Annotated in this window: 23 protein-coding genes; 9 read left to right on the top strand and 14 right to left on the bottom strand. The window is 74.4% G+C overall.

Features of this window, described 5'->3' with window-relative positions; all coding sequences use genetic code 11:
- Positions 1-92: 92 nt before the first annotated feature.
- The gene (locus ACIQF6_RS30960) at positions 93-1427 is read left to right on the top strand and encodes an FAD-binding oxidoreductase (protein WP_400900925.1); all 1335 of its coding nucleotides are present in this window, start codon (positions 93-95) and stop codon (positions 1425-1427) included.
- A 188-nt stretch (positions 1428-1615) separates the two neighbouring features.
- On the opposite strand, the gene ACIQF6_RS30955 is transcribed toward ACIQF6_RS30960, so the two are convergent.
- Positions 1616-2362: an alpha/beta hydrolase gene (locus ACIQF6_RS30955; protein WP_400900923.1), complete on the bottom strand. Its 747-nt coding sequence runs from the start codon at positions 2360-2362 to the stop codon at positions 1616-1618.
- Between the two features lie 232 nt (positions 2363-2594).
- Between ACIQF6_RS30955 and ACIQF6_RS30950 the strand changes: the two genes are divergently transcribed.
- A complete protein-coding gene (locus ACIQF6_RS30950) occupies positions 2595-3227 on the top strand; it encodes an AAA family ATPase (RefSeq protein WP_400900921.1) in 633 nt (210 codons plus the stop codon).
- Positions 3228-3430: 203 nt separating this feature from the next.
- On the opposite strand, the gene ACIQF6_RS30945 is transcribed toward ACIQF6_RS30950, so the two are convergent.
- The 5 genes from ACIQF6_RS30945 to ACIQF6_RS30925 form a co-directional block, all read right to left on the bottom strand.
- Entirely contained in the window at positions 3431-3664 is a 234-nt protein-coding gene (locus tag ACIQF6_RS30945; RefSeq protein ID WP_400900919.1) for a ferredoxin, read from the bottom strand.
- Positions 3661-4872 carry a cytochrome P450 gene (locus ACIQF6_RS30940; protein WP_400900917.1) on the bottom strand — a complete coding sequence of 404 codons (1212 nt, stop codon included), beginning with the start codon at positions 4870-4872 and terminating at the stop codon, positions 3661-3663. The genes ACIQF6_RS30945 and ACIQF6_RS30940 overlap by 4 nt, the downstream gene beginning before the upstream one ends.
- 156 nt (positions 4873-5028) lie before the next feature.
- Complete coding sequence (locus tag ACIQF6_RS30935; RefSeq protein ID WP_400900915.1) at positions 5029-5433, bottom strand: RidA family protein; 405 nt, start codon at positions 5431-5433, stop codon at positions 5029-5031.
- A gap of 241 nt (positions 5434-5674) precedes the next feature.
- Positions 5675-5989 (bottom strand): hypothetical protein, encoded by a 315-nt coding sequence (locus ACIQF6_RS30930; RefSeq protein ID WP_400900913.1) that lies wholly within the window; start codon positions 5987-5989, stop codon positions 5675-5677.
- Between the two features lie 83 nt (positions 5990-6072).
- Positions 6073-6579 (bottom strand): GNAT family N-acetyltransferase, encoded by a 507-nt coding sequence (locus ACIQF6_RS30925; RefSeq protein WP_400900911.1) that lies wholly within the window; start codon positions 6577-6579, stop codon positions 6073-6075.
- A 108-nt stretch (positions 6580-6687) separates the two neighbouring features.
- Between ACIQF6_RS30925 and ACIQF6_RS30920 the strand changes: the two genes are divergently transcribed.
- A complete protein-coding gene (locus ACIQF6_RS30920; protein ID WP_400900909.1) occupies positions 6688-7089 on the top strand; it encodes a pyridoxamine 5'-phosphate oxidase family protein in 402 nt (133 codons plus the stop codon).
- A 39-nt stretch (positions 7090-7128) separates the two neighbouring features.
- On the opposite strand, the gene ACIQF6_RS30915 is transcribed toward ACIQF6_RS30920, so the two are convergent.
- A complete protein-coding gene (locus ACIQF6_RS30915; RefSeq protein WP_400900907.1) occupies positions 7129-7905 on the bottom strand; it encodes a methyltransferase domain-containing protein in 777 nt (258 codons plus the stop codon).
- Positions 7906-8032: 127 nt separating this feature from the next.
- Positions 8033-8563 carry a 2'-5' RNA ligase family protein gene (locus tag ACIQF6_RS30910; RefSeq protein ID WP_400900905.1) on the bottom strand — a complete coding sequence of 177 codons (531 nt, stop codon included), beginning with the start codon at positions 8561-8563 and terminating at the stop codon, positions 8033-8035.
- 62 nt (positions 8564-8625) lie between these two features.
- Here ACIQF6_RS30910 and ACIQF6_RS30905 point away from each other — a divergent pair, with 62 nt between their 5' ends.
- Positions 8626-9120 carry a DUF2809 domain-containing protein gene (locus ACIQF6_RS30905; RefSeq protein WP_400900903.1) on the top strand — a complete coding sequence of 165 codons (495 nt, stop codon included), beginning with the start codon at positions 8626-8628 and terminating at the stop codon, positions 9118-9120.
- A gap of 181 nt (positions 9121-9301) precedes the next feature.
- On the top strand, positions 9302-10399 hold the full coding sequence (locus ACIQF6_RS30900) for a chemotaxis protein (protein ID WP_400900901.1): 1098 nt from the start codon (positions 9302-9304) through the stop codon (positions 10397-10399).
- Between the two features lie 132 nt (positions 10400-10531).
- Here the strand turns inward: ACIQF6_RS30900 and ACIQF6_RS30895 are convergent, their stop codons facing one another.
- The 3 genes from ACIQF6_RS30895 to ACIQF6_RS30885 all read right to left on the bottom strand — a co-directional run bounded on the left by ACIQF6_RS30895 (position 10532) and on the right by ACIQF6_RS30885 (position 12723).
- Complete coding sequence (locus ACIQF6_RS30895; protein ID WP_400900899.1) at positions 10532-11260, bottom strand: VIT family protein; 729 nt, start codon at positions 11258-11260, stop codon at positions 10532-10534.
- A gap of 172 nt (positions 11261-11432) precedes the next feature.
- On the bottom strand, positions 11433-12065 hold the full coding sequence (locus ACIQF6_RS30890; protein ID WP_400900897.1) for a Clp protease N-terminal domain-containing protein: 633 nt from the start codon (positions 12063-12065) through the stop codon (positions 11433-11435).
- A gap of 79 nt (positions 12066-12144) precedes the next feature.
- Positions 12145-12723 (bottom strand): EF-hand domain-containing protein, encoded by a 579-nt coding sequence (locus ACIQF6_RS30885; protein ID WP_400900895.1) that lies wholly within the window; start codon positions 12721-12723, stop codon positions 12145-12147.
- A gap of 231 nt (positions 12724-12954) precedes the next feature.
- Between ACIQF6_RS30885 and ACIQF6_RS30880 the strand changes: the two genes are divergently transcribed.
- Positions 12955-14004 (top strand): protein kinase family protein, encoded by a 1050-nt coding sequence (locus ACIQF6_RS30880; RefSeq protein ID WP_400900893.1) that lies wholly within the window; start codon positions 12955-12957, stop codon positions 14002-14004.
- 7 nt (positions 14005-14011) lie between these two features.
- Here ACIQF6_RS30880 and ACIQF6_RS30875 read toward each other — a convergent pair whose 3' ends face one another.
- Positions 14012-14680, bottom strand: a complete 669-nt coding sequence (locus ACIQF6_RS30875; protein ID WP_400900891.1) for a transglycosylase SLT domain-containing protein — start codon at positions 14678-14680, stop codon at positions 14012-14014.
- A 602-nt stretch (positions 14681-15282) separates the two neighbouring features.
- On the opposite strand from ACIQF6_RS30875, the gene ACIQF6_RS30870 reads away from it, so the two are divergent.
- Both ACIQF6_RS30870 and ACIQF6_RS30865 read left to right on the top strand, forming a co-directional pair.
- Positions 15283-15636, top strand: a complete 354-nt coding sequence (locus ACIQF6_RS30870; RefSeq protein ID WP_400900889.1) for a DUF6542 domain-containing protein — start codon at positions 15283-15285, stop codon at positions 15634-15636.
- A complete protein-coding gene (locus ACIQF6_RS30865; protein WP_400900887.1) occupies positions 15629-17212 on the top strand; it encodes an LCP family protein in 1584 nt (527 codons plus the stop codon). The genes ACIQF6_RS30870 and ACIQF6_RS30865 overlap by 8 nt, the downstream gene beginning before the upstream one ends.
- A 116-nt stretch (positions 17213-17328) precedes the next feature.
- Here ACIQF6_RS30865 and ACIQF6_RS30860 read toward each other — a convergent pair whose 3' ends face one another.
- The gene (locus ACIQF6_RS30860) at positions 17329-18261 is read right to left on the bottom strand and encodes a M56 family metallopeptidase (RefSeq protein ID WP_400900885.1); all 933 of its coding nucleotides are present in this window, start codon (positions 18259-18261) and stop codon (positions 17329-17331) included.
- 3 nt (positions 18262-18264) lie between these two features.
- Positions 18265-18714: a BlaI/MecI/CopY family transcriptional regulator gene (locus ACIQF6_RS30855; RefSeq protein WP_400900883.1), complete on the bottom strand. Its 450-nt coding sequence runs from the start codon at positions 18712-18714 to the stop codon at positions 18265-18267.
- Between the two features lie 221 nt (positions 18715-18935).
- Between ACIQF6_RS30855 and ACIQF6_RS30850 the strand changes: the two genes are divergently transcribed.
- Positions 18936-20018, top strand: a complete 1083-nt coding sequence (locus tag ACIQF6_RS30850; RefSeq protein ID WP_400900881.1) for a glycoside hydrolase domain-containing protein — start codon at positions 18936-18938, stop codon at positions 20016-20018.
- Positions 20019-20071 lie beyond the last annotated feature (53 nt).

Raw genomic sequence — 20071 nt, 5'->3', positions numbered from 1 at the left:
TGACTCAGACGCGTACGACCTCAACCGACTGGCGTGGCTTGGCCCGTGACCTCGACGGTGCGGTGGTTCGGCCGGGGGAGGAGGGGTACGGCGTGGCGCGGCTGCCGTACAACTCGCGGTTCGACGTCCGGCCGCAGGCGGTGGTGTTCGCCCAGGGCGTCGAGGACGTGCGGCAGACGCTTGCCTTCGCCCGGCGCCGCGGGCTGCCGCTGGCGGCCCGCAGTGGGAGCCACAGCTACGGGGGGTGGTCCACCAGCCCGGGGATCACGCTCGACCTGGGCCGGATGAACGCCGTCACCACCGGGGCCGGGACCGCCGCGATCGGTGGCGGTGCGCTGCTCATCGACGTGTACGACGCGCTGCTCGCCGAGAACCTGAGCATCCCCGCGGGCAGCTGCCCGACCGTCGGCCTCGCCGGGCTGACTCTCGGCGGCGGGCTCGGATCGGTCTGCCGCGCCTACGGGTTGACGTGCGACCGGCTGCTCTCGGCCGAGGTGGTGACGGCGGACGGCCGGGTCCTCCAGTGCTCGGCGGAGCGGGAACCGGAGCTGTTCTGGGCGTTACGCGGCGGCGGGGGCGGCAACTTCGGGGTGGTGACCGGCTTCACCTTCCGCACCCACCCCACGACCGCGATCACCAGGGCGTACCTGCGCTGGAATTGGCGGGACGCGGCCCGGGTGCTGGACGCCTGGCAGCGCTGGGCGCCGGGGCGGCCGGACGAGGAGTGGTCCGCGCTGCGGCTGACCGCCGAACCGCCGGACGGGTGCACGGTGGAGGTGCGGCTGTACGTGCTCGGCGAAGCGCTCGACGTCGTCGACCGGCTGGTCGCCGCCGTCGGGATCGAGCCGGTCGAGCAGAGCAACGAGGTCATCTCCTACCAGGAGATGATCATGTCGATGACGGGCTGTCACGGCACCGTGTCACAGCTCCACCTGACGGGCCGGACACCGGACGCCGTGCTCGACCGGCCGCCGTTCGTCGCGGCGTCCAACTTCTTCCCGGTCCACCTGCCGCCCGCCGGCACCGACGCGCTGGTGGCCGCCGTGACCCGCCGGGCGGCCGACGGCGGCCCCGCGTACGTCCTGCTGGACAGCCTGCGCGGGGCCGTCGGAAGGATCGCCCCGCAGGACACCGCGTTCGTCCACCGGGAGGCGCTGTTCTCCGCGCAGTACCACTGCTCGTTCGACCCCGGCACCCCGCCCGCCGCCCTGGACGAGGCGGCGCGCTGGCTGCGGGACGTGCGGCGCGCCATGCGCCCGTGGGCCGGCGACAGCGCCTACGTCAACTACGCCGACCCGCGGCTCGACGACTACGCCCGCGCGTACTACGGCGCCAACCTGCCACGCCTCGCCGCCGTCAAAGCGGCCTACGACCCGGACGGGTTCTTCGACTTCCCGCAGGCCGTCCCGCCCCGGCGGGCACCCTAGGGCGGGGGAGCGGAGCCCGGAGGAGATCCACCTCGACGGGCCTGGCACCGAACCCGCCGGCCGGCTCCGGTGCCAGGTGGAAGGCCCGGCGCAGCGGGCCCGCCCCGGCCCCGAGGGATGGCCGCGGGGCCGGCCGGGACGGGCCCCCGACGGGAGGCGTCCCGGCCGGCCCGGTCATCGACGGGCCGTCACCGCTTCAGGTGCCGGGCAAAGAACCGGGCGCCGGCGTCGAGTTCGAACTGCGGGACGCCGGTGTGCCCGCCCATGTTGGCGTGCAGGGTCTTCTCCTTCGAACCGAGGGCGTCGAACAGATTCAGCGACGCCTGCCGGTCGTTGCCCTCGTCGTCCCACTGCAACAGGACCAGCAGCGGAACGGCGACCCGGCGCGCCTCCTCGACCATCGACTCCGGCACGAAACTGCCGGCGAACAGGGTCGCGGCCGCGATGCGCGGCTCGACCGCCGCCAGCCGCACGCCGACCGAGATCACGCCGCCCTCGTAGCCGGCCGGGCCGCCGATCTCCGGCAGCGCCAGGCAGGCGTCCAGGGCGGCCTGCCACTCCGGGACGGCCTTCTCGACCAGGGGGAGGACGAGCGCGTCGATGATCTCGCCGCCGACCGGACCGCCGGCCGCCATCGCCTCGCGCAGGCCCGCCCGGGCCTGCTCGATCTCGGGCCAACGGGGCCGCTCACCGCTGCCGGGCAGCTCGATGGTGGCCGCGGCGAAGCCGTACCGCGCCGCGTAGTGGCGGGCCCGCGCCGCCAGCCGGGGATACATCCGGCGCAGCCCGAGCGGCGGGTGGCCGATCAGGATCAGCGTGGCCGGCGCAGCGGCGGACGCGGAACCGGGCGTCCAGAGGATGCCGGGGATGTCACCGAGGGTGAATTCGCGCTCGAGGACGCCGTCGTCGTGGCGCTGCTCGGAAGTGAACTGCAAGTGCACGGTCGTGCCTTTCGGGAGTGCTCGGAAAAACGGCGCTCCCGGACGACGACCTATCGCCCGACCGTGACCCCGGAGGGGAGCACCCATGTCGAAACTGCGTTCACGGGTACCACCTCCCTGTTCTCTCGCACGGCCACCGGAAAGGTAGCAGCGCCCACCCCGCCCCGCCAAACGGATTTCGGCGCGGGCCCGGCGAGACGCCGGAAGACCGTGGAAGACTCGGGCCATGCTGGTGTGGATCAACGGACCCTTCGGCGGCGGCAAGACCCAGACCGCCCACAACCTGGCCCGCCGAGTGCCCGGCGCGGCCGTCTGCGACCCCGAGGAACTCGGCTTCGGCCTGCACCGGATGCTGCCGGCCCCACTACGCGGCGACTTCCAGGACCTCACCGCCTGGCGCGCCGGCACGGTCGACATGCTCGACCTCGCCGTCCGGTGCCACCCCGGACCGGTGATCGTCCCGATGACCGTCACCGAACCCGCGTACTTCGCCGAGACCGTCGGCCGGCTGCGCGAACTCGGCCACGACGTACGGCACTTCACCCTCCTCGCCGACCGCGGCACGGTGCTGCGCCGGCTCGCCGAACGCGAGCCCGTGCACCACCTGCGCCGCCTCGCCGGGCTGCCCGCGCCCTCCCGCGGCGAGAGCTTCGCCGTCCGGCGCCTCGACGACAGCCTGCACCGGCTCGCCGACCCCGCCTTCGCCACCCACCTGCGCACCGACCGGCTGACCGTCACCCAGGTCGCCGACCGGATCGCCGAGCTGGCCGGACTGCGCGCCGCCCCCGACACCGACACCGCACTCCGCGCGACCCTGCGCCGGGCCGCCGTCAAGATCCGCCACCTGCGCCTCGGCTGAAGCCCGCCGGACAGCACCGGGACACCGGGCCCCACGGCCGGTCCCCCCGGGGGCGAAGCGGTCCTCGAAGGCGGTCGGCAGGTCGGCGAGCGCCGTTTCGACGCGGCCCGGCGGACGGTCACGGTGCCGGAAGGGCGGGTCGGTCGAGCCTGCCGCGCCACCGCCCCGGCCCCGAGGGACAGCGCCCCCGGGGCCGGGGGCGGTCACCAGACGGGGGCGAGGAGTTCGCCGGTGGTGGCGTGGCGGACGGCGATGGCCTCGACGGGGCACATCTCGGCGGCCTCGGTGAGGGCGTCGGACGGGGTGGCGGTGGGGCCGAGGGGTGCGGCGCGGCCGTTGGCGGCGAGGGTGAGGGCGTCGGGGGCGGTGCGGGCGCACAGGCCGCTGCCGATGCAGCGGGCCTGATCGACCGTCACGGCGACGGGGTCGGCGCTCACCAGGCGACCTCCAGGCGCAGCGGGCTGCGGGTGAGCAGGCCGGTGCGCCAGGCGATCTCCTCGACGGGGGCGGCCAGCCGCAGCTCGGGCAGGGCGCGCGCCAGGTGGTGCAGGCCGAGTTCGAGTTCCATCCGGGCCAGCCAGGCGCCCAGGCAGTGGTGCGGGCCCGCGCCGAAGGTCAGCGACGGGGTGCCGAGCGGGGCGAACAGGTCGACCGGGCCCGGCGGGTAGACGTCCGGGTCGAGGTTGGCGGCGGCGGCGTCACAGGCGATGATCGCGCCCTCGGGGATCAGCACCCCGCCGATCTCCACGTCGGTGACGGCCCGGCGCAGCTGCCCGGGCGCGGAGGTGCGGTCGCCGAGCGGAACGGTGCGCAGGATCTGCTCGGTGGCCGCGGTCGCCGCCGACAGGTCCGCGCCGATCCGCCGCCAGGCGTCGCCGTGGTCGGCGTCGAGCAGGTACACCAGCGCGTTGCCGAAACTGGTCATGGTGGTCTCGTGGCCGGCCACCACCAGGCCGATGGTCAGCTGGGTCAACTGCACCTCGCTCACCCCGCCGGTCTGGTCGGCCGCCTGCACCAGCGAACTCACCAGGTCCTCACCGGGGTTCGCGCGGCGGGACTGCACCAGCTCGTAGCCGAACGCGCCGAACTCCGCAAGGGCGGTGCGGATCTCCTCCGCGGTGTACGCCGTGGTGGACAGCGCGTGGTCGCTCCAGTGGCCGAGCCGGTCCATGTCCAGCCCGTCCAGCTCCATCAGCCGGCTGATCACCCGCACCGGCAGCGGCTTGGTGAGGCCTGCGACCACGTCCGCGGGCGAACCGGAGGCGACCAGCCCGTCCACCAACTCCCGTACCACGCCGTCCACCCAGGGCCGCCAGCGCTCGATCGCCCGGGGCGTGAACGCGCGCTGCACGGTACGGCGGACCAACTGGTGGTCGGGGCCGTCGCTGTTCAGCATCGACGACGGCTCGTCCAGGATGTTCGGCGTCAAGGTCAGCGGCGGGGCGTCCGGGGCGTACAGCGCGGCCCGGCCGAAGCCGGGGTGCGCCAACGCCTGCCGGACGTCCGCGTGCCGGGTCAGCACCCACACCGGGGTGCCGGTCGGGAGCGCCGCGAGCTTCGGCGGGCCGGGCTGGGCGCGCAGCAGGCAGTGCAGGGGAACCAACGGTTGTGCGGCGGACGCCTCGATGTTCGCGGCGGCGGTCAATTCGGTCCTCCTGGCGAGAGAGCACGGACTGCCGACCGGCAGCCACTCCCGACCGTATGCGGCGCGCCCGCCCCGCAGCAGCACGGAAATCAGCCACCCGTGGAATCCCAACTGGTGGACACGGAGCGGAAATCCGTTCGGAAAAGTGACGACTCGTCAGTTCGCGACGACGGCCAGCGCCTCGATCTCGATCAGAATCTCGGGCCGGAACAGCGCCACCACCTGCATCGCCGAACTCGCCGGCAGCGGCGCCGCGCCGAGGAACGCCTCGCGGGCCTCGCGGACCGCCGGGAGGTACCCGATGTCGGTGACGAAAATGGTCAACTTGACGACGTCCGAGAAGCCTGCACCGGCCGCCGCCAGGCAGCGCTCCAGGTTCGCGAAGACCTGCCGGGCCTGCGCCGGCGGATCGCCGGCGCCGACCACCCGGCCCTGCTCGTCGAGGGCGACCTGCCCGGAGACCTGGACCAGCCGGCCGGTGCCGGTGACCACGTGGGTGTAGGCGGCGGCCGGGGCGACACCCGGGGGCTCGGCGATGTGCGTGAGGTGCGAAGAGCTCATGCCGATCATCCTGGTCCGTCCGGGCCGTCCGGCGCACCCCATTTCGACCGGAAGACCAGCGCTCGACCTCCGGTGCGCCGAGGGACAGTCGGCCGCCACGTGCGCACCGGGACGCCGCGCCGCGCCGTCCGGCGGACATCGACCGGCCGGAGCCGCCGGAGCCGCCGGAGCTGCGGGAGCCGCCGGAGCCGCCGGAGCTGCGGGGCCCAGCAGGCCGCCGGGCTCAGCAGGGCTACGGGCTTCAGCAGGCCGGCGGCACCTGCGGGCACTCCCAGTCGGCGGCGTCGACCGGGTTGCCCGCCCCGTCGGTCAGGTGGTAGCAGGCGCCGAACGGCCGGACCGTGACCGCATCCGGCCGACGATCGACCTCGAAGGGCTCGTGCAGGCGGTTCGCGCCCGGCCACGGACCGCGGTCGTCCGGAGTGTGGGTGAGCACGGTGAACGTCTGCCCCGGTGGGATCCAGCAGCTGTCCGCCCACGGCTCCACCGTCAACTCCAGTGGGGAATCACCGCTGTTGTCCACCAGCAGCCGTGCCGCTGCGCCCTCGACGGCCATGCTCGGTCCCCTCCCGCGTCCGGCCGCCCCGCTCCCCGGGGCGGTGCGCCAGTCACCGGCGGCCGGGCGGGCCACCGGGTGGCTCAGAGAGTACGGCGCATCGCCAGCCGCGGCCAGCGGTCCAACCCGAGCGCCACCTCGCGCGCCCGCACCTCCCGCAACTCCGGCCCCAGCAGCTCCTCCGGCACCGGCCGGAACCCGCAACGGGCGTAGTACGGCGCGTTCCAGGGCACCTCGGCGAACGTCGTCAGCGTCACCGCAGGCAGGCCCTGCTCCCGCGCCACCTGTGCCGCGTGCTCCAGCAGCGCCCGACCGACACCCCGGCGGGCCGCGTCCGGATGCACCGACACCTGCTCCACGTGCAGCGCGTCGTCCACCCGCTCGGCGATCAGGTACGCCACCGGACGGTCCTCGTCGTCCACCGCCACCCAGGCCAGGCCCGCCTTGACGAAACGTGCCAACTCCTCGACCGGCAGCGGCTCGTCCTCCGCGATCTCCGCCATCCCGACCTCGTGGAACCACCGGCCGGCGGCCCGCTCGATGTCCTGAAGCGCCGACAGTTCCCCGACCTGCACCGTTCGTACCTTCATGCGGCCATTGTGCACGGCCGGACACCCGACCCCGGTGGCAGGGCCGCCCGGCCGCCGGACCGGGAACGCGCCGCAGGCCCGCCCGGCGCCCGGCCGTACCATGCCGACATGGCACACGACATCCGCAACCTCGACCCCGCGTACCTGGCCTTCTGGCGCGAGTACCAGCTGTGCACCCTCACCACGCTGCGCCCCGACGGCAGCCCGCACGTCGTACCGGTCGGCGCGACCTTCGACCCGGAGACCGGGATCGCGCGGGTGATCAGCAGCCGGGAGAGCCGCAAGGTCCGCAATGTGCTGGCCGCCGGGGCGGCCGGGCAGCGGGTGGCGATCTGCCAGGTCGACCGGGCCCGTTGGGCCACCCTGGAGGGCCGCGCGGTGATCCGGCAGGACGCCGCGTCGGTCGCCGACGCCGAACGCCGCTACGCCGAGCGCTACCGGCAGCCGCGGGAGAACCCCGAGCGGGTGGTCATCGAGATCACCGTCGACCGGGCCCTCGGCCGCGCCTGAGCCGCGGCGCCGTCCGCGCCGTCCGCGTCATCCGGGCCGTCAGGCGCGGGCGGTGACGACGTGGAAGGTGACGGTGGCCAGGAACGGGCCGGTGGCGAGGTGGGCGAGCCAGCGTTCGGCGTCCGCGGCGGAGAGGTAGCCGGCGGCGACGGCGCGGCGGGTGACCCGCTGCAGGCCCAGGACCCGGTCGGCGGTGGCCACCTCGCGGAACACCGGCGTGAGCGGCTGGACGTCCACCACCTCGAACCCGGCCTCGGCCGCCAGGCGCGGCAGTTGACTGCCGATCCGGGCGTTGCGCACCGCGTGGTCGGTGACGTACCGGGTGTACGCGGACGTCAGCGACGGCTCCGGGTGGTCGATCGTCAGGGTGCCCCAGTCCGGCTCGCCCAGCACCAGCAGGCCGCCGGGCCGCAGCACCCGGCGGGCCTCGCGCAGGGCGAGCGCAGGATCCGCGACGTGCTGGAGCACCCGGTCGGCCCGGGCCCGGTCGCAACTGGCGTCCGCCATCGGCAGATCGTGCACGTCGGCGAGCCGCACCGCGACCTGGAACAGGTGCGCCGTACGGTCGGTGGCCGCGTCCGCCGCCTCCCGGTCGTGGTCCACGCCGTACACGGTGCCCTCCGCGCCGACCGCCTCGGCCAGCGCCGCCAGGTCCGTGCCCGGGCCGCACCCCAGGTCGACCACGGTGTGACCGCGCTGGGCGGCCAGCGCCGTGAGCATCGTCGCCTTGTAGTGCAGACCCGGATCCGAGACGGCCAGTCGATCCAGGTAGGCGATCGGGTCGGGCGGCACGGTCTCGAACACACGGGAGGTCATGACCGGAAGTCAATCAAACCCGGCCGCACCAGGGAAGCGTCTTCCCGCAGGACAAGGGGCGTACGCCGGGGAGGTCAGGGTGTTCGACGGGGGAGCGGTGGCGCGTTCCCGGCCCCGGCGGCCGGCCTCAACACCCCGCGGGCAGCGGGACGGTGAGCTGGCTCTCCGAGTCGAACGTCCGCGCCGCGTCGAAGGTTCCCGTCAAGTCCGGGTGACGGCCGAGCAGTTCGTGCGCCTGCGCGAGAGCGGCCGGCTCCAGGCGGCGGGTCAGCCCCAGGTGCGGCATCCAACGGCCCGGCAGGTACAGCGGATTGGGGTCGGGCGCGGCGGCCAGCAGCCGCCACACCTCGCGGTGCAGCTCCACCAGTGCCGGGCTCGGCACCACGCCCCAGGCCAGCACCCGCCGCCGGCTGCGCGCACCGAACGACAGCAGACCCGAGAACCGCACCTCCAACGGCAGTGCACCGGCCAGGAGTTCACCCAGCGCCGCGAGCACGTCCGGTTCGATCGCCCCGCACGCCGCCAGCGTCAGGTGCGGCCGGTGCGCCGGATGCGGACGGTCCGCCAGCGAATCCACCCCGCCGTCGGCCAACTGCCGCCACACCGTCCGCACCGCCCGGTCCAGCGCCGGGGCGCAGGTCAACTCGATGGTCCGCATACCCCTACGGTAGGGCCCGCCCCGGCCGCACCCGCGGCCGCCCCGTGTGATGGGCTGGGCCGATGCGAACCGGCGACCCGCACCCGACCGAACCCCACCGGCCCCCCGGAACCGCCGGGCTGACGGAGCATCCGACGGGACGCGGCGCCGCCGCGAGGGCCCGGGCCGGCTGGCTGCTGGCCGCCGCGGCCGTCGTCGCGCTGGGCCTGGCCGCGCCCGGGCTGCTGCCGGCCGCCGCCGGGGCGCTGCTCGGCGGAGCGCTCTACACCGTGCTGCTGCACACCCTGCTGATGGCCGCCGCACCGCGGCTGCGGCCGCGGACCGCCGGCGCGGCCGCCCTCGCCGCCAGCTGGGCGGTCGAACTGTTCCAGCTCACCGGCGTCCCCGCGGCGCTCAGCGCCCACAGCCGCCTGGCCCGGCTCGCCCTCGGCACCACCTTCGACCTCTCCGACCTGCTCGGCTACACCCTCGGCGCGGCCGCCGCCGTCGCCGTCCACGCCGCCGCCCGCCGCATCCGCCGCCGGGCGGTGCGCCGCCCGGCGGCCGGGCGTGGCTGACGGGCGTGGCTGAGGGGCGCGGCTGAGGGGCCGGGGAACGCCCGCGAGGACGCGGCGTGCCGGGCGGGCGCGCGGTACGACGCGCCGGAGGGCAGATGGGTACATTTGGGACATTCGGGAGCAGAATCAGGCTTCGCGCGTCCACGCACAGAAGGCCGAACCGCCTTCGGAAAGGGTCTCCATGTACCCCGCCCTCAGCCCCGCCGTCCTCGCCGAGCTGCGCCGGCCGCGCCCGTACCCGGCGGTGTCGATCCTGATGCCCACGCACCGGCGGGAGCCGGACAACGCACAGGACCCGGTCCGGCTGCGCAACCTGGTGGCCGAGGCGAAGGAGCGGGTCCAGAACGACCCCGCGGTCGACCGCGCCGTCCGGATCGACGTGCTCGGGCAGCTCGACCGGGCCCTCACCGAGGTCGACCTGGTGCACGCCGAGGACGGCCTGGCGATCCTCGCCGCGCCCGGCGAGCACCAGGTGTGGTCACTCGGCCGTACCGCCCCCGCCCGGGTGGTCCTGTCCGACACCTTCCTGACCCGCAACCTGGTCGCCGCGCAGATCGCCGAGCGCCCGTACTGGGTGCTCGCCATCGCCGCGGACCGGGTGGTGCTGTGGGGCGGCAACCAGGAGAAGGTCACCGAGGAGAAGGCCCACGGCTTCCCGCTGGTGCGCGAGTACGACAACCCCGACCCGGAACGCCAGGAACAGATCGGCGACACGCCCAGCACCTTCCGCGACGAGGAGACCAAGACCTTCCTGCGGCTGGCCGACGTCGAGACCGCCAAGGTGCTCGCCGCCGACCCCCGCCCGCTGTACGTGGTCGGCGACGCCCCGGCGCTGGCCCTGCTGGACGCCGTCGGCCCGATGAAGAAGGAATCCACCGCGCAGCTCCCGCACGGCGGCCTCGCCCAGGCGAACGCCGAGACCGTCCGCCAGGTGGTCGAGCCCGCCGTCCGCGCCCACGCCGACCAGGAGATCTCCGCCGCGCTCGCCCAGCTCGACAAGGCCCGCGGCCGCAAGGCCTTCGCGGCCGGCCTGGACGAGGTCTGGCAGACCGTCGGCGAGGGCCGGATCGCCCTGCTGGTGGTCGAGGAGAACTTCCGCACCACCGTCCGCGACGACGGCGACCACCTGGTGCCCGCCGATGCCGACCAGCCCGGCGCCCGCGAGGACATCGTCGACGAAGTCATCGAACGCGCCCTCGACGCGGGCGCCAAGGTCAGCTTCGTCCCCGACGGCACCCTCTCCGACGCCGGCCGGATCGCCGCCGACCTGCGCTACTGATCCACCGCCAGGGACGCTCCCGATCCACCGTCAGGGAAGCTCCCGATTCACCGTCAGGGCGTTGCTGATCCACCGTCAGGGGCCCGCACCGCGGCAGCACGCGCGGTACGGGCCCCTGACGCACGCCCGGGCTCACTCCGTGGACGCGCCCAGGATCGTGCCGACCGCGTACGTCACACCCATCGCGATGCCGCCGCCCACCACATTGCGCAGCACCGCCCGGCGTGGATCCGCGTCGCCGAGGCGGGCGCTCTGCCAGCCCGTGAACACCAGGGCCGCCAGCACCGCCACCACGGTGATCCAGATCCGGTGCGTGGGCGGCGGCAGCACGATCGCCAGCAGCGGCAGCAGCGCACCCACCGTGAACGCCACGAAGGACGCCCCCGCGGCGTGCCACGGATTGGTCAACTCGTCCGGGTCGATGCCGAGTTCGACCTCCGCGTGGGCGGCCAGCGCATCGTGCGCGGTCAGTTGCACCGCCACCTGATGGGCCAGCTCCGGATCCAGGCCCTTCGCCTCGTACAGGCCCGCCAGCTCCACCAGCTCCGCCTCCGGCGTGTGCCGCAGTTCGAGCCGCTCCTTCGCCAGCGCCGCCTGCTCGGTGTCCCGCTGGGTGCTCACCGACACGTACTCGCCCGCCGCCATCGACAGCGAACCCGCCAGCAGGCCCGCCAGGCCCGCCGTCAGCAGCTGTGTCGAGGTGGCGTTCGCACCTGCCACGCCCACCACCAGGCCCGCCGTCGACAGCACGCCGTCGTTCGCGCCGAGCACCCCCGCGCGCAGCCAGTTCAGCCGCCCGCCCAGCCCCGGCTCGTGCGCCTCGTCGTGATCGGCCGGGCCCTGCCCGGGGGAAGCAGTCATGCCCCCAGTCTGCCCGCCCGCCGCCCGGCCACCCCGCAACGGCGACGGGACACCGCAGAACGCGTCGCCGGCGGGACACCGGAGAGCGCGTCACGGGCGGCCCGGTTCGGGTGGCCCAGTTCGGGCGGGCGGGCGGACTGGCCAGGACGGACGGACTCGGGCGGTCGGGGGTTCAGGCGGCGGCCAGCCGGCGGGTCAGCTCGCGGTGCACCTGCCGGGTGGTCAGGCCCAGCGTGTGCAGGGCGAACCGGCCCGGGCCGGCCGGGTCCGACTCCAGGACCGCCAGCAGCAGCCGCTCCGTCAGCAGACCCGCCCCCGCCGACGGATCGGCGAGCTGCCGGTGCACCCGGTCCGCGCCCGCGGCGAACGGCGGGAACTCCCCGCGCGGCACCGGCGGCACCGGCCAGCGGTGCTCCTCCCAGGCCTGCACGAGCGCCGACTCCCACGCCTGCTGCGACACCCCCAGCCCCGCGAGCACCGCCGTCGCCGTGCCGTCCGCCGCCGTCAACGCCAGCAGCAGATGGCCGGTGTTGGTCTCGCGGTGGCCCAGCTGCCCGGCCCGCTGCCGCGCCTCGTCCAGCAGCGCGTCCGTCTCGTCCTCCGCCGCCTGCGCCTCCTCCGAGCGGGCCCCGGCCGCCGTCGCCGCCGACCCCGCCGCCGTCAGGTAGTGCTCCACCAGCCGGTGGCCCAGCTCGGTCAACTCCTGCGCCAGCCGGTGCGCGTGAGCGATCCGCCCGACGTCCCCGGCCCCGGCCGTCTCGGCGTCGACCCGGGCCACCCACCCCGCAAGATCCAGATCTGTCATGTCCACCAGGCTGCCCGGGCCGCCGCCGCCCGGTCAAACCGGGGTGAGGAAAGGCCAACGGCGCCCCGCCGCAGTGCCATCACAGCGTGGTCGGGTCCGGATTGCCCTGCGGGCTGCCCGTCCACCAGTTCCCCGGCGCCTGCGGATCGCGGCTGCTCCAGTACTCGACGATCGCGGTGACGAACTCCTGCGGGGACAGCGCGCCGTCACCGTCCCGGTCCAGATGCGCGAACGCGGTGTCCGCGTCCACCCGGCGCAGCTGCGGGAAGTGGCCGCGCTGGAAGAGGAAGAACTCGTCCGCGTCCACCAGCCCGTCGCCGTCCGCGTCCGCCACCGCCAGGAACGCCCGGGCCAGCCCGCCGAGCGCCGCCTCGGCCGCCACTGGGTCGTCCGCCAGCGCCGCCGTGGACTCCAGGAACTGCGCCCGCCCCATCGCCTGCGCCCCGCCGGGCAGTTGCGGCAGGTGGACCTCGCGCCAGATCGCCAGATACCCGTCCACGATCCGCCGCTCCTGCGGCGACCCGGCCGGATGCCCGAGCGACCGCGCCACCGACTGGCCCATCAGGACGTGGTCCTGCTCGGTGAGCAGGCCGTCGCCGTCCGCGTCGAGATGGTCGAAACCGTGACTGATCTTGGCAATGAGCAGGTCCTCGGACACTGATGACCCTCCGTTGGCGAAGAATTGACGGAGAGTCAGTTTAGGGGAGCGCCTGCGCGGGCGGGGAGCGAAGGAGCGATCGGCGTTCGACCTCGAGCGACTTCGATTCCCGGGTCGAGGCACCGCCACCGCACCAGTGCCGTCCGGTGTGCGCCCGCCGCCCGCTCGCCGTCCGGTGTGCGCCCGGCGGTAGGGTCGGGCGGACACCGCCACCGCAGCAGGGAGCCGACGATGTGCCGCACCGAGGACCCGACCGGCGCCCGGATCGCGGTCCACGGGCGGGTCGCCACCGCGCTGGCCCTGCTCGGGGACCGGCAGCTGCGCGAACTCCTGGACACCGAAGGCGAGTCGACCGGCTCCGGGATCGGCGGCCGGGCGGGCGCGGTGGAGATCGACGGCACCCGGGTGTTCGTCAAACGGGTGCCGCTCACCGACCTGGAGCTCGAACCGGACCACGTCCGCAGCACCGCCAACCTGTTCGAGCTGCCCGGGTTCTACCAGTACGGCATCGGCTCCACCGGCTTCGGCGCCTGGCGTGAACTCGCCGCCCACGCCCTCACCACCCACTGGGTGCTCGGCCGCGCCCACCACGGCTTCCCGCTGATGCACCACTGGCGCGTGCTGCCCGACACCCCGCCGACCGGGTTCCTGGACGAGTTCGGCGGACTCGACGGCGCCGTCGCGCACTGGGACGGACACCCGGCTGTCCGGCGCCGCCTGGAGGCACTCGCCGGCGCCTCGCACAGCCTGGTGCTGTTCCTCGAACACCTGCCGCACACCCTCGCCGACTGGCTGCACGACCACCCCGACCGCACCGGCGCCCCGCACCTGTGGGCGGCCGGGGAACTCGCCCACGGCGCCCGGTTCATGGACGGACGCGGCTTCCTGCACTTCGACGCGCACTTCAAGAACGTGCTCACCGACGGCCACCGGATCGCCTTCGCCGACTTCGGCCTCGCCCTCGACGGACGCTTCGACCTCACCCCGGCCGAACGCCGCTTCCACGCCGACCACCGGGGCTACGACCGCCACTACACCGCCGCCCACCTGCTCCGGCACCACCTGCTCGACCGCTACCGCGGCGACACCCCGCGCACCGACTTCCTGCACGCCTGGCTCGACGGGCACCGCCCCGCCGCCGTGCCCGCACCCGCCGCCGCCCTGCTCGACCGGCACGCCCGGACCGCCGTGGTGCTCGACGAGTTCCACCGCCGCCTGCTGACCGAGAGCCGACTCACGCCCTACCCGCAGGCCGAACTGGAACGGGCCCTGCATGGCTGACCGACCGTCAGGACGCCACCAGCGCGCCCGACTTCGCCCAGTTGTCGTGCAGCCGGTCCAGGTACGACCGCGCCTCCGGACCCGGATTGGCGCCCCGCGCGAACGCCAGCATGTTCCCGGCGCCCGTGTTGTAGCCGAGCGCCATCAACTCGTTCCGGTTGTACGACCCCGCCCACTTCGCGGGCAGCTGCGCCCCCAGGTCGTGCAGGTGCCAGGCCGCGGCCTGCACTGCCAGCGCCGGATCGTCCGGCAGGTCCTCCCACGGGCGGTCGGCGAACGGCCGGCCCCGGCGGCACTCCTCGTACGCGGCGCGGTGCATGTTGGCGACGCCGAACGAGGCCTCCGGCTTCATCTTCTGCCAGGACCGTTCGACGTCCGGCCCGTGCGGCTTGTACGACTCGTTGAACAGGATCGCCATCAGCAGCTGCGGGTCGATCCCCGCCTCGGCGGCGTACTTGCGCACCTCCGGGACGAAGTGCGGCGGCGAGTAGTCGGCCGAACTGCGCGGCGAGGACGAGGAGTCGGGCGAGGGCGAGACGGCCGCCGGGGGCGAGGAGACGGCGGGCGGGGCGCCCGCCGAGGGCGGCGGGGAGCCGTCGCCGCGCTCGTACGCCCAGATCGCGAGGACCGCCAGGGCCAGTACTGCCCACGGCCACTTCGCGCCGCGTTCCGCCACCGCCGGGTCTCCTTCCGTCCGGGTCCGCCGGCCCGGTCGCCGATCCGTCGCCGACCGGCGGCCGTGTCCTGCCGACGGCCTGCCGCGTTCTGCCAGGTGTCGCCCCGGACGGGCGGCCCGCCGCGACAACCTGGGGGTGAGCTTACGTACCTGAAACGGATTTGTATGCTTCGCTCGAACCTCTACACCGGTGTAGAGGAACCGGACGGCGTCCGGTGTGCGTCTGTCAGCCCGGAAAGGGCCGGCGGTCGCGCCGAGGACGCGGCAGTGGACGAGGGGTGACGATGACGGGGCGAAGGCCAGCGGGCTCGCGCAACGCAGCGCCGTTGTGGCGGGACGAGAACGGGCAGCAGGCGCCGACGCCGACCCCCGAACCGCACGGACAGCCGGTGCCGTCCCAGCGCGGGGGGCGGCGGCGGTCGGAGCACGCCGACCGGGCGGCCGGGCAGCAGACGGACCACGCCCACCGCGAGCCGGGGGAGCGGCGACGCGCGGCCGACGGGCGTTCGGGAGACGGGCGTTCGGGCGACCGCTCCAGGTCGGCGTCGCGGCGGTCCGACCGCCGGCGGTCGGCGGCCGCGGACACGAACCGGATACCCGCGGTGCTGCCCGCGCTCGGCCTGCCCGTGCTCGGGGCGCTCGCCGACGAGATGCTCGGCGGCGGACTCGGCTGGATCTACGCGACGTGCGCGGTGCTCGGCGCCGGCCTGGCCGCCCTGGTGGCCTCCCGGCGCGGCCGGTGGTGGGTCGTCACCGGCGCGCCGGTGGTCACGCTGACGGTCGCCTTCGCCGTCGACTACCTGGCCCGCGGCGACCGCTACCAGGGCGCCGGACTCGCCACCCAGGGCCTGCAACTGATCAGCGGCCGGTTCTGGCCGATGGTCGTCGCCCTCGTCGCGGCGCTGCTCGGCGCCGCCGTCCGTGCCCGCCGTACCCGGAAGGTCCAGCATGGCTGAGCAACGCAGCACCCGACGGGCCGGCACCCGCCAGCCCCGCACCACCCCGGTGGTGATCGCCGGCCGCACCGCCGCCTGCGGCGTCTCGCTGGCCGTGCTCGCCGTCAGCGGCTTCGCCTGGTACACCGTCAACGACCTGAACGGCGTCACTCGTTCGAACGCCCTGGAAGAGGCGAAGAAGGACGCGCCCAAGCACCTGGACAAGTCCATCAACCTGCTGCTGATCGGCCTGGACAGCCGAAAGGACATGGACGGCAACGACCTGCCCAAGGAGTTCGTCCAGGACGAACTGCACGCCGGCTCCAGCGAGATCGGCGGCTACAACACCAACTCGCTGATCGTGCTGCACATCCCGCCCAGCGGAAAGGTGCAGGCGGTGTCCATCCCGCGCGACGACTGGGTGCAGACGTACGGCGCCGACGGCAAGATGCACAAGGTCAAGGAGGCGTACGGGTACGCCAAGGACGCCGCCGAGCAGAAGTTGCGCGCCAAGGGCGTCAAGGGCGCCGACCTGGAGCACCAGAGCCGGGAGGCCGGGCGCTCCGCCACCATCCAGACCGTGCAGAAGCTGCTCGACATCCCGATCGACCACTTCGCCGAGGTCAACCTGCTCGGCTTCTACGACATCGCCAAGGCGGTCGAGCCGATCACCGTCTGCCTGAACAAGCCCGTCAACGACCCGATCACCTCCCGGGTCACCGACAGCAAGGGCAACGTGATCAAGGAAGGCGGCGGCACCGGCCTGAAACTGCCCGCCGGCGAGAGCCAGTTGGACGCCGCGCAGGCGCTGTCCTTCGTCCGCCAGCGGCACTACCTCCTCAACGGCGACCTCGACCGCACCCACCGCCAGCAGGCCTTCATCGCCTCCGTCGAGTACAAGCTCAAGCAGCAGGGCGTCATGGACGACCTCGGCAAGCTGCAGAAGCTGCTCGACGTGGTCAAGAAGGACGTGGTGATAGACAACGACTGGAACATCCTCGACTTCGCCCAGCAGGCGCCCAACCTGACCGGCGGCAACGTCGAGTTCAACACCCTGCCGATCGACAAGTTCGCCAACATCGGCGGCCAGGAGGTCAACCAGGTCGACGCGGCCAAGCTGCGACGCATCGTCAAGCAGCTGTTCGGCCAGGCCGCCCCCGACCCCGCGCCCGCCCCCGCCACCACCACCGAGGCCCCGGAGGCCGGCCCGCCCGCCAACGCCGCCGAGACCACCGTCGACGTGTTCAACGGCTCGCCCGTCGGCGGGGCCGCCGCGGACGAGTCCAAGGCGCTGACCGCGCTCGGCTATAAGGCCGGAAAGGCCACCAACTCCGAGACCAGGCCCAAGACCACCGTCGTCAAGTACGGCGCCGGGGCCAAGGACGCCGCCCAGCAGATCGCCACCCGCTACGGCGCCACCGCGGTCGCCGCGACCGGCGTCCAGGCCGGGCACGTCCAGATCACCCTCGGCACCGAGTACACCGCCCCCGGCGGCGGAGCCCCGGCCGCCAACAACGGCGCCGACCCCAGCCCCACGGCGACGCTCCAGATGCAGGGCCCGGCGGTCAAGGCCGGCGGAGTGCCCTGCGTGGACTGACCCGACGCCGATCCCCCGGCGCGGGACGGAGACCGCCCGACCGGACGGCGAACGGCCCCGCCACCGGAACGACGAACGGCCCCGCCGGATGGCGGGGCCGTTCGGCGTCCCGGCGGCTACCAGGGCGTGGCGGCCTTCACCAGGAGCACCAGCGCCACCATCGCATTCAGGGCGAAGACCGCCGAGGCCGCCGTACCCGCCGCCGCGACCATCGCCGCCAGGCCGGCCGGACTGGCCGGCGGGGGCCAGCACTCGCCGAGCGCCGGGCTGAGCAGGGCCGTCACCCGGCGCGGGACCGGGCCCGGGGCGGCGAACGCCGCGAACGACGGGGCCGGCCCGGCCGAGCGGGTCACCAGAGCCGCCCGGGCCACCGCGCGGGCCGTCAGCCGGCGGTCGCCCACCGAACCCGCGGCCTCCTCGTCCGCCCACCGCTCCGTCGCATAGCCGACCGCCTTCTGCAACGGCCGCAGGAACGGATTCACACAACTCGCCAACTGCGCCGCCAGCAGATACCGGTGGTGACGGTTCGCCAGGTGCGAGCGCTCGTGCGCCAGCAGCGCACGCTGCTCGTCCTCGTCCAGGCTGTCCATCATCGCCGTCGACACCACCACCCGGCCCGGCACCCCCGGCACCGCGTACGCGTACGGCTCCGGGTCCGGCAGCACCACCAGATCCGAATCCGCCGGCATCGGCGCCAGCGCCCGCTGGGCCCGCGCCCGGATCCGCATGTGACGGCGCAACGAACGCGAACACGCCGTCAACACCACCAGCAGGCCGACCACCGCGGCCGTACCGACCTCCTCGTGGAACGGCACCGCCGTCCGGATCTCCGGATCCGACCAGCTGTCGGGCAGCGGGTTGCCCGGAATCTGCGCGGTGCCCACCACGAACAGCAGCACCAGCGCCAGCGTGCTGCACACCGCCATCGACACGCCGATCCAGGTCAGCATCCGCACCGCGCGGCGCGGATGCAGATGGTGCTCCGCCAGCCACGCGATCGGCCACGACGTCAACGGCAGCACCAGTGGAAGGAAGACGAAGAAACCCATTGATCAACCCCCGCTGCCGCGGCCCGAGCCGTCCTCCGGCGAATCCGTCGCATTCAGCAGCGACCGCAGCAACTGCTCGTCCTCCGGTCGCAACGCCGTCACGAAACTCGCCAGCACCGCATCCCGGTCCGGCTCGGTGTCCAACAGCCGACGCATCCGACGGGCCGTCAACCCGGCCGCGTCCGACGCCGCCGACCACACGTACGCCCGCCCCACCCGGCTGCGCGACACCGCCTGCTTCGCCAACAGCCGCGACAGGATCGTCATCACGGTGGTGTACGCCAGCTCACCGCCCAACTGCTCCTGCACCCAGGACGCCGTCACCGGCCCCGGCGCGCCGTGCAGCACCGTGAGCACCTCGGTCGCCAACTCGCCCTGCCCGCGGCGCCGACGGCCGCCCTCCTCGCCGTCACCGGACTCACCGCTCTCCGGATCGGGGCCCACCAGCTCCATCGGAGACTCCCTCCGCCGCGGCCGCCCCGCGCACTCGATTCGGACTGTTCGGACTGTTCACCCCCATCCTAGGGGCCGCCCGCCCGGCCGGAAGGCAGAGGGAAACCGTTTACCGGGGGCCCGGAAGCCGTTGACCTGCGACCCGCTAGGGTGTGCGAAACCTGCGGTGATCGTTCTCGCCGCGGCCTTCCCCCCACCGTGTTCCACCCTGGAGAGCCCCCTTGTCGCACCGCCGCGCCCGCGAAACGTCCCGCCGCCCCCGCGGGCGCCGTGCCGTGCTGCTCTCCGCCGCCACCGTCCTGGTCATCGGCAGCGGCGTCGCCGCCCTCGCCGCCACCACCAAGGACCACCCCGCCCCGCGCGCCGCCGAACCCGCCGCGAGCACCCCCACCGACACCGACGCCGCGCCCGCACCCGAGGACAGCGCCTCGCCGTCCGCGTCGGCGTCCGCCTCCGCCTCGGCCTCCCCGTCGGCCTCCGCCTCCGCGACGCCCTCCGGCTCCGCCTCGCCCCCGGCCTCCCGCCCGGCCGGCGCGAGCGCCCCCGCGCCCGACCGCAACGCCGCGCCCGTCGCCAAGCCCGGCACCGCACCCGCGACCTTCACCGGACTCGCCTTCGACACCTGCACCGCACCCCCGCTCGCCACCATGAACGCCTGGTACGGCACCTCCCCGTACGGCGCCGCCGCCGTCTACATCGGCGGCAAGAACCGCGGCTGCGCCCAGCCCCAACTCACCGCCGGCTGGGTCAAGTCCGTCACCGGCACCGGCTGGAAGCTGATCCCGCTGTACGTCGGCGCGCAGCCCCCGTGCCAGACCGGCAACAGCCCCGAGAAGCTCACCGCCGACACCGCCACCTCGCTCGGCACCGCCGACGGCAACGACGCCGTCGCCAAGGCCTCCGCCCTCGGCATGCGGGCCGGCAGCACCCTCTACCTCGACGTCGAGGCGTACAACACCGCCGACACCGGCTGCGCCGACGCCGTCCTCGCCTACACCCAGTCCTTCAACCGCGCCGTGCACGGCGCCGGCTACTGGGCCGGGTTCTACGGCTTCGCCTCCTCCAGCGCCGCCGGCATCGCGCAGGCCGCCGGGCAGAACGCCCCCGACCTGCCGGACGCCCTCTGGTACGCCCGCTACGACGGCAACGCCGACACCACCGGCAGCTTCCCGTTCGCCGCCGGCCTGTACACCGGCCACCGCCGCGGCCACCAGTACCAGATCAACCAGAAGGAGACCTACGGCGGCGCCGCGCTCACCATCGACCGCAACGCCTGGGACGCGCCCGTCGCCGTCGTCGGCTGACGGCCCCTGCGGACGGCCTTCGGGGGCACGGGAGTTGACGGTTCGCCCGTGCA

The sequence above is a fragment of the Kitasatospora sp. NPDC092948 genome, assembly GCF_044754805.1.
Lineage (GTDB): Bacteria > Actinomycetota > Actinomycetes > Streptomycetales > Streptomycetaceae > Kitasatospora.
The sequence above is the reverse complement of the archived record's forward strand: the minus strand, read 5'-3'. Positions and strand labels throughout refer to the sequence as shown.

Coding starts and splice junctions, on each gene's coding strand:
- ACIQF6_RS30950 (WP_400900921.1), top strand. CDS start 2,595: ATGCTGGTGTGGATCAACGGACCCTTCGGCGGCGGCAAGACCCAGACC.
- ACIQF6_RS30935 (WP_400900915.1), bottom strand. CDS start 5,433: ATGAGCTCTTCGCACCTCACGCACATCGCCGAGCCCCCGGGTGTCGCC.
- ACIQF6_RS30930 (WP_400900913.1), bottom strand. CDS start 5,989: ATGGCCGTCGAGGGCGCAGCGGCACGGCTGCTGGTGGACAACAGCGGT.
- ACIQF6_RS30925 (WP_400900911.1), bottom strand. CDS start 6,579: ATGAAGGTACGAACGGTGCAGGTCGGGGAACTGTCGGCGCTTCAGGAC.
- ACIQF6_RS30920 (WP_400900909.1), top strand. CDS start 6,688: ATGGCACACGACATCCGCAACCTCGACCCCGCGTACCTGGCCTTCTGG.
- ACIQF6_RS30915 (WP_400900907.1), bottom strand. CDS start 7,905: ATGACCTCCCGTGTGTTCGAGACCGTGCCGCCCGACCCGATCGCCTAC.
- ACIQF6_RS30910 (WP_400900905.1), bottom strand. CDS start 8,563: ATGCGGACCATCGAGTTGACCTGCGCCCCGGCGCTGGACCGGGCGGTG.
- ACIQF6_RS30905 (WP_400900903.1), top strand. CDS start 8,626: ATGCGAACCGGCGACCCGCACCCGACCGAACCCCACCGGCCCCCCGGA.
- ACIQF6_RS30900 (WP_400900901.1), top strand. CDS start 9,302: ATGTACCCCGCCCTCAGCCCCGCCGTCCTCGCCGAGCTGCGCCGGCCG.
- ACIQF6_RS30895 (WP_400900899.1), bottom strand. CDS start 11,260: ATGACTGCTTCCCCCGGGCAGGGCCCGGCCGATCACGACGAGGCGCAC.
- ACIQF6_RS30890 (WP_400900897.1), bottom strand. CDS start 12,065: ATGACAGATCTGGATCTTGCGGGGTGGGTGGCCCGGGTCGACGCCGAG.
- ACIQF6_RS30880 (WP_400900893.1), top strand. CDS start 12,955: ATGTGCCGCACCGAGGACCCGACCGGCGCCCGGATCGCGGTCCACGGG.
- ACIQF6_RS30865 (WP_400900887.1), top strand. CDS start 15,629: ATGGCTGAGCAACGCAGCACCCGACGGGCCGGCACCCGCCAGCCCCGC.
- ACIQF6_RS30860 (WP_400900885.1), bottom strand. CDS start 18,261: ATGGGTTTCTTCGTCTTCCTTCCACTGGTGCTGCCGTTGACGTCGTGG.
- ACIQF6_RS30855 (WP_400900883.1), bottom strand. CDS start 18,714: ATGGAGCTGGTGGGCCCCGATCCGGAGAGCGGTGAGTCCGGTGACGGC.